This is a genomic window from Lishizhenia sp. (genome assembly GCF_057456495.1).
Genome location: NZ_JBVCPV010000095.1, coordinates 1 through 11,211 on the forward strand (window position 1 = coordinate 1; position 11,211 = coordinate 11,211).

The following is an 11,211-nucleotide window of genomic DNA, read 5'->3' on the forward strand; positions in this document are numbered from 1 at the left end:
AATTCCTCTTTATCGGTATCATCGAATACCCATACTACCATTTCTACTTGGCCAGGTTTTCCAACTTCGCTAAATAAACAAGGGTTTTCAGAGGTTAATGACCATGTCTTACCTTGGTACGCAAACTGCCTGCGAGGAATATCCTGTGTGATAATTTCTTCGCGAACGCTGTTTAAATCTTGAAGAAGATTGATTTCTTTAGAAATAGAGATTTCTTCTCCCTCAGAATCATCGTAAAAAAGCAAGGCCTTTTCATTTCCGTTCATGATTAACCATTCTTTTGACGCATATCCTTCTCCCCAATTGTAATGGTATTCTTTTTCGACCATCCATGTGGATAAGTTGTATTCTAAAATGTATCCCACTTTTAGATCTTTTACTTTAAAATCTACTTGAGGGTCTTTTTTATCTCCTTTAAAGAAGTTTATAATTTTTTCAAACATATTAATTGATGTAATAATTATTGTCGATTTGAAGGTTTTTAGCCGGGGCGTGCATGTCGTTTTTATACCCCGCAAAACCGTAACCTGTACTCGCTAATGCATAACCTAATCCCAACCAAATGATAGAGGTTGTTAGGGCAACATACACACTTTTTTTCTTCAGGTTGTACTCTTTGTTCCTAATTATTTTAGCGTAGTTCTTAACCGGGCCAAAGTAATCTTTAAGCAATAAAATTATAATTAGAGCTAACAGGTAAAGACGAGATCCCCATGAAATTAATGAAGTGTTACCTGAACGTTTTTGAAAACGAACCTCATTTACTTTTATAGCTTCATTTACGTTTCTTGTGGTACTTACCAGACTATGTCGAAATTGCAGCTGATAAACCCCTGCTTCTCTGAAATAGTAGTTTATACGTTGAGATTTAGCTTCAGAAGCACTTGTAGGGTCCAAGAAGTAATGGTATAATTTTTTATCGTTCTGTTTGATGAAGATTTCGCTTTTTAAACGCTCAGCATCCTTTTCATACAGCAGTTTAAAGGTGTTTTTAATGTCAATTTGATAGACCCCCGGAGTTGTGACTTCAAGTTCAAAACCATCTTCGAGTTTATTGGCAGATGATGTGGAGGAATTAATCGCAAAATTGAGGTTGAGAAAAATAAACAATACACCAAAAACGAGAAGTATTCCCAATATGGGTACAATTTCTTTTTGACGATTATAAATCGCCAATTCTTCCTGTAAAATGGATTTTTGGTAATTTAATTTTCTGCGTCGTGCATTTTTTTTGTGTACTCCTTGCATAGAAAACTAGCTGTTTTTTCTTCCTAAAAAGTATCCCAGGATAAATCCACCGATACCAGCTCCTACAAATCCCCATCTTCTGAAGAACCAACTCAATACCGCTATGGCAACAAGAATTAAAATAATTAGTGCAATTAGTTTCTGATTTCTAGACATATATGTGCGTTTCTACAATGCTTATTTGCTTTGAATTTAAGAATTAATCGACAATTATACCGTTGGATTGAAAAAAATATTCATAGTTTTAAAAAGCTATTTGAAATTGGCATACATTTACGCCCAAATTTTTATATAAATGAGTGCATTAGGAAATCACATTCTAGTAGAATTCATGGGTTGTTCACCTGAAATAATGAACGACGTTTCTGCTATTGAAAGAGACATGGTAGGTGCAGCGCAAAAAGCTGGAGCTACTGTTATTAACTCAACTTTCCACCACTTTAATCCTTATGGAGTTAGTGGGGTGGTGGTGATTCAAGAAAGTCACCTGGCCATACATACCTGGCCAGAATATGGTTATGCAGCGGTTGATTTGTTCACGTGTGGAGAAATGGACGCATGGATTTCTTTTGATTTCCTAAAAGACTGTTTTCAAGCCAAAAATTATTCGGCATTAGAAATGAAACGTGGTTCGGTAAACTTACTTACGCGTAACGACTTTGATATTTCTACGATGCGTCAAAAGGCGGATGAATGGGTGAACCCAGGGATGTACACAAGAAACGTATGGTTTACGGATAAAGATGAAAACCAAGCGCTTTCTTTGAAGTACACAGGTGAGGTTTTCCACGACGTTCAGTCTCCTTATCAACGTGTTCGTATTTTGGAATCTCCGAAATATGGTAAGTTGTTAACGTTGGACGATATGTTCATGACCACTGAAAATGACGAATTCCATTACCACGAAATGATTTCACACCCTGCGATGAACGCACATGGTAATGTGAAAAATGTATTGGTAATTGGTGGTGGAGACGGTGGTACCGTTAGAGAAATTTTGAAGCACGAAGGTGTGGAGAAAGTGACCATGGTTGAAATTGATGGAGAGGTAATCGAAGCTTGTAAGAAGCACTTGCCTTCTATTGCAGCGGCCTTTGATGATCCACGTTTGGAATTGATTGTTGGTGATGGGATTGAATACGTGAAACAAGCGGAAGCTGGAGCCTACGACTTATTGGTAGTTGATGGTTCTGATCCTGTTGGTCCGGCAGAAGGATTGTTCTCTGTTGAATTCTACCAAAACTGTTACAATGCGCTGAATGAGAATGGAATTTTAATCGCTCAAGGTGAGTCTCCGAAGTTCAATGAAAATGCATTTGCAGAGTTAAATGCTACGTTGAGAGATTTATTTGGTGCAGATAAAGCTCCTGTTTCTTTATTCTATGTTCCAACTTACCCTACAGGTATGTGGTCGTTCCAATACGGAATTAAAGGAGATACAAATATGAAGTCTTTTGCAGATCAAGCAGCAGCTGATGCATTTGTAGAAGAGAAAGGATTAAGATACTACAATACTGAACTTCACATTGCAAGCTTTGCCTTGCCTAATTTTGTGAAGGATCTTTTAAAATAAGATGGAGAAAAGTTTTGATCCAAATGGAGTAGGAATTGCTAACGGGAATATCTTCGGATTTCCCGTTACGCATGCTCAGGCGGACATAGTTTTATATCCCATTCCTTGGGATGCTACTGCGAGCTATGGTAGAGGTACAGCTGGTGGTCCGGCTGCTATCTTACGCGAATCAACACAATTAGATTTTTACAACCCATACGTCAAAAAAGCATATAACACCAAAGTATTTTGGGAAGCCATAGATGAACGTTGGGAACGTGTAAATGAAGATCTTTCTTCACAAACTACTGCTTACATCGATTATTTGGAAGAAGGCGGGAAGTTAGAAGATAGCGAGAAGTTTACGGCGCTCGTTCAAGAAATGAATGCCATACAAACGAAGTTGAAAGAAGAGTATAAAGCCAAAATTGCTGCTGATTTGAAAGCAAACAAATTGGTGGGAGTGATAGGAGGTGAACATTCTACACCTTTGGCGTTAATAGAGGCTTTGGCAGAACATACCAAGTTTGGAATTCTTCAAATTGACGCCCATGCCGATTTGAGAGATGCTTATGAGAATTTTGAGCAATCACACGCCAGTATCATGTTCAATGCACTCCAAATAGAGAATGTTGAGAAGTTGGTACAAGTAGGTATTAGAGATATAGCACAATCTGAAGTAGATATCATTGAAGCAAACCCGAACCGTGTTCGTTGTTTTTATGATTGGGAATTGAAGGAAGAAAACTTTGAAGGTAAAACATGGAAGCAGCAGGTGGAAGATATTATAGCGAGTTTGCCCAATAAAGTGTATATCTCCTATGATATTGATGGTTTAAAACCAGCACTTTGTCCAAACACTGGTACTCCAGTTCCAGGAGGTTTTGATTTAGAACAGATTAACTACTTACTCTACGCATTAGCACGTTCAAATAAAGAGATTATAGGATTTGATTTGTGTGAAGTAGGGGATGATGCTTGGGACGCTAACGTCGGTGCTAGAGCCCTGTGGAATGTAATCTGCGCCCTCAAATTAAACAAGGAAATATAAGTATGAATTCATTGGAAAGTATATTGTTGAGAATTTCATTTTTAGCACTTATCGTATTGTTGGCTTTACTCATTTTAGTCGCCATCAAGCCTTTATCTTTCCTTTGGTTTACACCTTACATTATTTTGACTGCTCTATTGACATTGAGTACCTATACCTTGCATATTTTAGTAGGAAATAGAGCTGGGAAGTGGTTAGGGAAACTCATCTTTTATCCCATGGCAGTTTTACCCCTAGTTTTGTATGTTTACGTATGGATGTTGGGGAATGATATGGAGGATTCTTGGACCTATATTTTGGCCAGTGCTCAACTTACAGCTGTGGTTGGGATTGCACAAAAATTAGAAATATTTAATGCAGAAGGAAGTAAGGCTTACACCCTTGTAGGTCTGCTTACCTTTTGTTTAGGAAGCGCTTTGAGTATTGGGTTTTTACTTCCTTTGAGCAGCGCTATTTACTTCAATGTGTTGTTAGTATTGTTGGGCTTGTTTTCTGTAGCAACACTTGGCTTGACTTTCGCTAAAAGAGCTTAGAGCATACGGCCAAAAGAATGGAGACGTTGTTCCCAGTATTTAGAAGCGTATATATCAACAATAGAAATACCTATACTTGAACTCGCGTGTATCATTTGGATGGATCCATTATTCATAGAAATCACTATTCCCACGTGATTAATACTGCTTCCTTTTTTAAAGAATACTAAATCACCCACTTCTACATTTTTAGCTTTTACTTTTTTTGCAACAGAATGTTGGTCTTGAGCCCTGCGGGGAAGTTCTATATTGACTTGTTTGTAAACGAAACTCGTGTAACCACTACAATCGAATCCTTTGGGAGTTGTACCGGCCCAAGCATAAGGAACGCCCAGTTGTTCTCTTGCAGTTTCAGCAATAATCTTTTGTTGAACCGAAATATCTAAATCCTCAACAGGCTGTAAACTGTCTTTCAGTTGTGAATTTGTTTCCTCAAGTTGTTCTTCAACAGCATCGTTATTTAACTGTCCTGAAGCATAGAATTTTTCGATGAATTGATTTACTTTTTCAAAGGTTTGCTCCTCTTTCTGTAATTTCAAATCGTTTGCCCAATCGGTTAAATCTCTTTGTAAGCTTCTCAATTCATAGATGTGCCTTTCGATTACGTCTATTCCTTTGTCAGTGGTTTTTAACCCCATTAAGTAAGAAAAGGATTTGTCCAAAGCATCTTCATGTCTCTTTTTCCATTTTTTGTCTTGAAACAATGCTATACTGCTCACGGCAACGTAGTAACCGGGAACAAGTGAATTATCGTATTCGGGGTTGTCTAATAAGCGTTCGGCTCTCCTTTTTACAATTTTATAGTGTCCCTGATCATAATACATTTCTAATTTATCGAGTTGTATATCTTGGGCATAACCAAAACTGGTGAATAAGAGAAAAAGAGTAAAAAGGAGCTTACGCATCACTATTTTTTTTAGGTAAACATTAATTATTTACTAAATAAGTGATTTCAAGGGCATAAAATACCTCGGTAAAGGCAATATCGTTAACAAAACGCTGTTTAAAATTTCGAATGACATTTGGGAAAAGGGAAAGGTCTTCTAAAACACCCTGATTTATTCCAAACATTTTTTAAATTAGCTAGGTATGCCTTTTGTAGGGGATTCTATTATAAAAAATCAAGATGAAAATAAAATATAAAATATTAGCAGGAGCTTTCTTGTTTACAACGGGATTTACTTTTGCGCAAGAAGGAAATTCGACACAACAAAATGCAGTTAAGCTGGGAGAGGTGTTTAACTATGTTGACAGGTATTATGTAGAAGAGGTGGATGGAGATAAAATCGCCGATGATGCAATACGAAATATGCTAGAACAGCTCGATCCGCACTCAACATACATTCCGAAAGAAAAAGTACAAAGTGCCAACCAAAGTATTAATGGTTCTTTTGTGGGTATCGGGGTGCAATTTCAAATTCTAAAAGATACCTTGATTGTTGTGAATCCTATACCTACAGGACCTTCTGAAAAAGTAGGAATTCAGGCAGGTGATAAAATCATTTTTATTGATGGTGAAAATGTTGCTGGTGTAGGTCTGCAAAACGCGGGAGTGAGAGATCGCTTGTTGGGAGATAAAGACACAAAAGTTAAAGTAGAGGTGAAGAGAGGTGACGATGAAAAGTTGATCAATTTCACCATTACCAGAGATAATATACCGGTGAACTCTGTGGTTGCCAAATATATGTTGTCTAAGAAAGTAGGGTACATTAAGTTGACTAGTTTTTCAAGGACTTCAAGTCAAGAAATTAAAGATGCCTTGGAGGAGTTGAAGAAGGAAGGAATGAAGGACTTGGTATTGGATTTACAAGGTAATGGTGGTGGACTATTGTACGCTGCTAAGTTAATCGCTGATGAATTTTTAAAAGACGATAAACTAATTGTGTATTCTGAGGGTAGAGCACAGCCTCGTCAAGAGTTTGTAGCCGACACGAAGGGAGATTTTGAAAAAGGTCGTTTAGTAATTTTAACGGATGAAGGAACTGCTTCAGCCAGTGAAATAGTTTCAGGAGCTATACAAGACTGGGATAGAGGGTTGATTGTTGGAAGAAGAACTTTCGGAAAAGGTTTGGTTCAACGTCCAATCGAGTTGAACGATGGAGCTCAGATACGTTTAACAATCGCTCGATACTTTACCCCTTCGGGACGTTTTATTCAAAAACCTTATGACGATTTAGAGGCCTACAAAAACGATTATTACGAAAGATACATGCACGGTGAAATGATGAACCAAGATTCTATTAAACTTGCAGATTCATTGAAATATTCAACACTCATTACGAAGCGTACGGTTTATGGTGGGGGTGGAATTATGCCTGATGTTTTCGTGCCCTTAGACACTTCTGAATACTCAGATTATTACAGAGCCTTGAGTAGGTCTGGCGTGATAAATTCTTTTTGTCTGGAATACGTTAACACCAATAGAGAAAGTCTAAAGAGAAAGTATGAAGATGTAGATGCCTTTGATGCTGACTTTAATTTGAATGAAGAGTTTATGGATAACTTCTTTACTTATGTAGTAGGTGAAAATGAGGATTTAGAATTCATTCAAGAAGATTACGATATCAGTAAAGCTTTACTGCAAATACGTTTAAAGGCGGCAATTGCTCAGAATTTGTGGGGGTATAATGCCTTTTACAAGATTTATAATCAAAAGAATGAAATTTTAAATAAGGCAATAGCTATATTAGCCGGAGATATTTATAATAACGTTGAACTCGCAAAACAATAAACAAAAATGAAAAAAGTAATCTTAGGGTTAACTGTGTTAAGTGCTTTAGCAGCATGTAATTCTTCTAGTATTGATGGAGATGTTACTCCAAAGGAAGGAGAAGTTGTTTCTAAATTAGTAGCATCAGAAAGATCACCAGAGGAAATTGCGGCAGATCAAAGACGTTTGAAAGAACAAAAGGAAAAAGAAGCTCAAGAAAGGTTGGCGAACCAAACAACGATGGATTTTAACGAAAGAATTCATGATTTTGGAAAAGTGGACCCTGAAACGGAGGTTTCTTACACGTTTAAAGTAATGAATACTGGAGACAAGCCTTTGGTTATTGAAGAGGCTAAAGCATCATGTGGATGTACGGTACCAAAGAAACCTACCGAGCCAATTGCACCAGGAGAAGAAGGAGAGTTACAAGTGTCTTTCAAGTCTAAACCAGGTCAGTTTGGTCCTCAAAATAAATCAGTAACGGTAACGGCAAATGTGCCAGAAAAACAAGTGATTTTAAGAATTACTGCTGATGTAATGAAGCCAATGGTTGCTCAATAAGCAAAGAAAATACTGCAATAAAAAAAAGACCGTTTCATTTTTGAAACGGTCTTTTTTGTTTTTTTAAGGAGAGGATGTATTTAAGCATCCATGCACGCAGATCCTTTGAACTTCAGTTTTTCAGATCTTCCTTTTTTGAATATTTTGTTTGAATTCTCTTTTCCTTTACGCAAAGCTTTTTGCTCTTCTTCAGGCAAGTGAATTACGTCCTGACAATCTTCAGAACAACAGTTTTCATATTTTTCCTTACAACTATCACACTGGATAAATAGTAAGTGACATGCATCGTTTACACAGTTTGTGTGCGTATCACATGCTTCACCACATTGGTGACAAACGGCAATCACATCATCAGAGATACGTTCACCTCTTCTTTCGTCGAATACGAAGTTCTTCCCGATGAATTTGTTTTCCAATCCTTGATCTTTTGCATCGTTGGCGTATTTAATAATTCCACCCTCTAACTGGTGAACATTTTTATACCCCTGGTGCTTAAACCAAGCCGATGCTTTTTCACAACGAATTCCACCTGTACAGTACATTACGATGTTTTTATCTTCGTTACCTCTTAGAATTTCTTCTTCTATAACAGGTAATGAATCTCTAAATGTATCCACATCCGGAGTGATTGCACCTTTAAAATGACCTACTTCAGTTTCATAGTGATTACGCATATCAATTAAGATCGTTTCTGGATCATCCGTCAATGCGTTAAACTCTTCAACTTTTAAGTGTTTCCCCGTATCTGAAGGGTTGAATGTTTCATCGTTCAATCCGTCTGCTAAAATTTTCGGACGAACCTTGATCTTTAATTTCAAGAAAGGGTGTTCTGTTGCCGATTCATCTACAGCGATGTTTAGACGTACACCATCTAAAAATGAAATAGCGTATAATTCATTTCTAAATCTCTCAAAATTAGGAATTGGAATAGAGATTTGGGCGTTGATACCTTCGTGAGCTACGTAGGTTCTTCCCACTACATCTAATTCAGACCACATTTGGAAAAGGTGATCTCTAAAAACTTGTACGTTTTCAATAGGAGCGTATTTGTAGAAAGATACTGTTACGAATTTAAATCCGCTCTCGTTCAATTTTTCTACAAGTTCCTCCCTACTTAATTTATTCCACAGTTGCATGCTATGTATTTTGTTTTAAATAAGAGTGCAAAAGTAATACATAGAGATGGAGAAAAAAAATGGATTGACTTTTATCAATACTTGTGTTAGAGTTCTGAGTAGGGATTTTTGTTGGAAATCGACGGGATGAAAATAATTGTAAAATCAATGTGTAATTAAGGTGGTAATTCCTTGGTATTTCGTAATTTAACTACGATGAGAAAAGTAAAGCTAAATACCGAGCGATTAACCCTGAGATCTGTTATGTTATCAGATTTAAACGATGTGCATGCCTTGCACTCTAGTCCCGCTGTAGACGAGTACAATACCCTAGGTATCCCCGATAATATAAAGCAAACGCGCGATCTTGTGTGTGAGTGGGTGTTGAGCAGTGAAAAAGAGGAGGGCAGAAAGTTAACGCTAACGGTGTTAAACGAAGACGATGAGTTTATAGGTTTGATCGCTGTTAATACGGGAAGAGCTGTTTATCAATCCGCAGAGGTTTGGTTTAAGTATCATAAAAAATATTGGAATAAAGGCTATGCTACCGAGGCTTTGAAAGCGGTGATCGATTTTGGTTTTGATCAATTGAATTTACATCGAATAGAGGCGGGGTGTGCAGTAGAGAATATTCGTTCGAAAAAAGTTCTTGAAAAAGTAGGTATGGTGCAAGAAGGAAGGAAACGGGAATGTTTGCCACTGGGTGATAAATGGTCCGATACCCTGGAGTTCGGAATGTTAAAAAGCGATAGGAAATAAAAAAGCTACTTCAGTTGAAGTAGCTTTTTCTTTTTATAAGAAGTTATCTTATCCTAAGAATGGGTATTTGTAATCCTCAGGAGTAACGAAAGTTTCTTTAATTGTTCTTGCAGAAATCCAACGCATCAAGTTCATTGCTGCACCTGCTTTATCGTTAGTACCAGAACCTCTAGCTCCACCAAATGGCTGTTGACCTACAACTGCTCCAGTTGGTTTGTCATTGATGTAGAAGTTACCTGCTGCATTACGCAACATTTTAACTGCAGTATTAATTGCATATCTGTCTTGAGATAAAATAGATCCAGTTAATGCGTACTCAGAAGTTTCGTCTACTAATTTCAATGTAGCTTCAAATTCTTCAGCATTGTAAACGTAAATAGTTACAACAGGTCCAAAGATCTCTTCTTCCATAGTACGGAAGTTAGGATTAGTAGTAACTACTACAGTTGGCTCAATAAAGTAACCAACAGATTTGTCGTAATTTCCTCCAGCGATGATTTCAGCATCACCTTGTTCTTTGATGTAGTCGATGTAACCTGCAATTTTATCAAATGCTTTTTCATCGATTACTGCATTGATGAAGTTTGATGGATCTTCTGGAGAACCCATTTTAAACGTGCTCATCTGTGCTAATAAGTCTTCTTTTACATCCGCCCAAATGTTATTTGGAACATATACTCTAGAAGCTGCAGAACATTTTTGTCCTTGGAATTCGAAAGCACCTCTTGCGATAGCTGTAGAAACTTGCTTAGGAACTGCAGATTTGTGAGCTACAATAAAGTCTTTACCACCTGTCTCACCTACGATACGTGGGTAAGTTCTGTATTTTTCAATGTTCATTCCGATTTCCTTCCACAAGTGACGGAAAACTCCAGTAGAACCTGTAAAGTGTAATCCTGCGAAATCTTTGTGTTTGAAAACAACATCTCCTGCATCTGGTCCGTCAACCGTAACCATGTTGATTACTCCTCCAGGTACTCCTGCTGCATTGAATACTTTCATGATTACCTCTGCAGAGTACATTTGAGTTTCAGCTGGTTTCCAAACTACAACGTTACCCATTAATGCTGGAGCAGCACAAAGGTTACCTGCAATGGCTGTAAAGTTAAATGGAGTGATTGCGAATACGAATCCTTCCAATGCTCTGTATTCAGTTCTGTTCCACATACCAGGAGAACTAATTGGTTGCTCCTTGTACATGTCTGTCATGAACTTTACGTTGAAACGTAAGAAATCAGCTAACTCACAAGCTGCATCGATTTCTGTTTGCATTACGTTTTTAGACTGACCCAACATGGTTGCAGCGTTGATCTCATCTCTGTAAGGACCTGCGATCAAATCAGCAGCCTTTAAGAAAACGCTTGCACGTTGTTCCCAAGGTAATTCAGACCAATCATGACGAGCTGCCATAGCCGCATTGATAGCTGCTTCAACGTGAGATTTGTCTCCGTAGTTGAAGTGACCCAACACCTTTTTGTGGTCATGTGGTGGGTTCATTGATCTTTTATTATCTGTTCTAACCTCTTCACCTCCAATGTACATTGGTACATCGATAGGAGATTGGTTGTACATCTCTTTGTATTTGTTGAGTAATGATGCTCTTTTTTCACATCCCGGTGCGTAAGCGTTAACTGGCTCGTTTACCGCTTCTGGTACTTTAAAATATGCGTTTGCCATTGTTG

General features: G+C 37.7%; 12 protein-coding genes. 6 read left to right on the forward strand and 6 right to left on the reverse strand.

Translation table 11 applies throughout. The features are described from left to right. The 3 genes from AC22ZQ_RS08220 to AC22ZQ_RS08230 form a co-directional block, all read right to left on the reverse strand. Positions 1-443, reverse strand: a 443-nt coding sequence (locus AC22ZQ_RS08220) for a DUF4178 domain-containing protein (protein ID WP_318958300.1), incomplete at its 3' end; no start/stop codon positions are given. Between the two features lies 1 nt (position 444). Continuing rightward, entirely contained in the window at positions 445-1,248 is an 804-nt protein-coding gene (locus AC22ZQ_RS08225) for a hypothetical protein (RefSeq protein WP_318958301.1), read from the reverse strand. Between the two features lie 6 nt (positions 1,249-1,254). Beyond that, positions 1,255-1,404, reverse strand: coding sequence for a hypothetical protein (locus AC22ZQ_RS08230; RefSeq protein ID WP_318958302.1), 150 nt, complete (start codon positions 1,402-1,404; stop codon positions 1,255-1,257). Between the two features lie 139 nt (positions 1,405-1,543). Between AC22ZQ_RS08230 and speE the strand changes: the two genes are divergently transcribed. The 3 genes from speE to AC22ZQ_RS08245 are packed head-to-tail and all read left to right on the forward strand — an operon-like array spanning position 1,544 to position 4,384. Next, positions 1,544-2,821 carry a polyamine aminopropyltransferase gene (gene speE / locus AC22ZQ_RS08235; protein WP_318958303.1) on the forward strand — a complete coding sequence of 426 codons (1,278 nt, stop codon included), beginning with the start codon at positions 1,544-1,546 and terminating at the stop codon, positions 2,819-2,821. A gap of 1 nt (position 2,822) precedes the next feature. Beyond that, the gene (locus AC22ZQ_RS08240) at positions 2,823-3,851 is read left to right on the forward strand and encodes an agmatinase family protein (RefSeq protein ID WP_318958304.1); all 1,029 of its coding nucleotides are present in this window, start codon (positions 2,823-2,825) and stop codon (positions 3,849-3,851) included. A 2-nt stretch (positions 3,852-3,853) separates the two neighbouring features. Beyond that, entirely contained in the window at positions 3,854-4,384 is a 531-nt protein-coding gene (locus AC22ZQ_RS08245) for a hypothetical protein (RefSeq protein ID WP_318958305.1), read from the forward strand. Here AC22ZQ_RS08245 and AC22ZQ_RS08250 read toward each other — a convergent pair. After that, entirely contained in the window at positions 4,381-5,289 is a 909-nt protein-coding gene (locus tag AC22ZQ_RS08250) for a C40 family peptidase (RefSeq protein ID WP_318958306.1), read from the reverse strand. The genes AC22ZQ_RS08245 and AC22ZQ_RS08250 overlap by 4 nt on opposite strands. A gap of 221 nt (positions 5,290-5,510) precedes the next feature. Here AC22ZQ_RS08250 and AC22ZQ_RS08255 point away from each other — a divergent pair, with 221 nt between their 5' ends. Together AC22ZQ_RS08255 and AC22ZQ_RS08260 are read left to right on the forward strand one after the other, a co-directional pair. After that, positions 5,511-7,115, forward strand: a complete 1,605-nt coding sequence (locus AC22ZQ_RS08255) for a S41 family peptidase (RefSeq protein ID WP_318958307.1) — start codon at positions 5,511-5,513, stop codon at positions 7,113-7,115. A 6-nt stretch (positions 7,116-7,121) separates the two neighbouring features. Then, complete coding sequence (locus AC22ZQ_RS08260) at positions 7,122-7,655, forward strand: DUF1573 domain-containing protein (RefSeq protein ID WP_318958308.1); 534 nt, start codon at positions 7,122-7,124, stop codon at positions 7,653-7,655. Between the two features lie 80 nt (positions 7,656-7,735). On the opposite strand, the gene trhO is transcribed toward AC22ZQ_RS08260, so the two are convergent. Continuing rightward, complete coding sequence (gene trhO, locus AC22ZQ_RS08265; RefSeq protein ID WP_318958309.1) at positions 7,736-8,791, reverse strand: oxygen-dependent tRNA uridine(34) hydroxylase TrhO; 1,056 nt, start codon at positions 8,789-8,791, stop codon at positions 7,736-7,738. A 195-nt stretch (positions 8,792-8,986) separates the two neighbouring features. On the opposite strand from trhO, the gene AC22ZQ_RS08270 reads away from it, so the two are divergent. Then, positions 8,987-9,529: a GNAT family N-acetyltransferase gene (locus AC22ZQ_RS08270; protein ID WP_318958310.1), complete on the forward strand. Its 543-nt coding sequence runs from the start codon at positions 8,987-8,989 to the stop codon at positions 9,527-9,529. Between the two features lie 48 nt (positions 9,530-9,577). Here the strand turns inward: AC22ZQ_RS08270 and pruA are convergent, their stop codons facing one another. Continuing rightward, positions 9,578-11,206, reverse strand: a complete 1,629-nt coding sequence (gene pruA / locus AC22ZQ_RS08275; RefSeq protein WP_318958311.1) for an L-glutamate gamma-semialdehyde dehydrogenase — start codon at positions 11,204-11,206, stop codon at positions 9,578-9,580. Between the last annotated feature and the right edge of the window lie 5 nt (positions 11,207-11,211).

What these genes read in the sequence shown, in the direction of transcription:
- AC22ZQ_RS08250 (WP_318958306.1), bottom strand. Translation starts at nt 5,289, where the DNA reads ATGCGTAAGCTCCTTTTTACTCTTTTTCTCTTATTCACCAGTTTTGGT.
- speE (WP_318958303.1), top strand. Translation starts at nt 1,544, where the DNA reads ATGAGTGCATTAGGAAATCACATTCTAGTAGAATTCATGGGTTGTTCA.
- AC22ZQ_RS08230 (WP_318958302.1), bottom strand. Translation starts at nt 1,404, where the DNA reads ATGTCTAGAAATCAGAAACTAATTGCACTAATTATTTTAATTCTTGTT.
- AC22ZQ_RS08255 (WP_318958307.1), top strand. Translation starts at nt 5,511, where the DNA reads ATGAAAATAAAATATAAAATATTAGCAGGAGCTTTCTTGTTTACAACG.
- trhO (WP_318958309.1), bottom strand. Translation starts at nt 8,791, where the DNA reads ATGCAACTGTGGAATAAATTAAGTAGGGAGGAACTTGTAGAAAAATTG.
- AC22ZQ_RS08245 (WP_318958305.1), top strand. Translation starts at nt 3,854, where the DNA reads ATGAATTCATTGGAAAGTATATTGTTGAGAATTTCATTTTTAGCACTT.
- AC22ZQ_RS08240 (WP_318958304.1), top strand. Translation starts at nt 2,823, where the DNA reads ATGGAGAAAAGTTTTGATCCAAATGGAGTAGGAATTGCTAACGGGAAT.
- AC22ZQ_RS08260 (WP_318958308.1), top strand. Translation starts at nt 7,122, where the DNA reads ATGAAAAAAGTAATCTTAGGGTTAACTGTGTTAAGTGCTTTAGCAGCA.
- AC22ZQ_RS08270 (WP_318958310.1), top strand. Translation starts at nt 8,987, where the DNA reads ATGAGAAAAGTAAAGCTAAATACCGAGCGATTAACCCTGAGATCTGTT.
- AC22ZQ_RS08225 (WP_318958301.1), bottom strand. Translation starts at nt 1,248, where the DNA reads ATGCAAGGAGTACACAAAAAAAATGCACGACGCAGAAAATTAAATTAC.
- pruA (WP_318958311.1), bottom strand. Translation starts at nt 11,206, where the DNA reads ATGGCAAACGCATATTTTAAAGTACCAGAAGCGGTAAACGAGCCAGTT.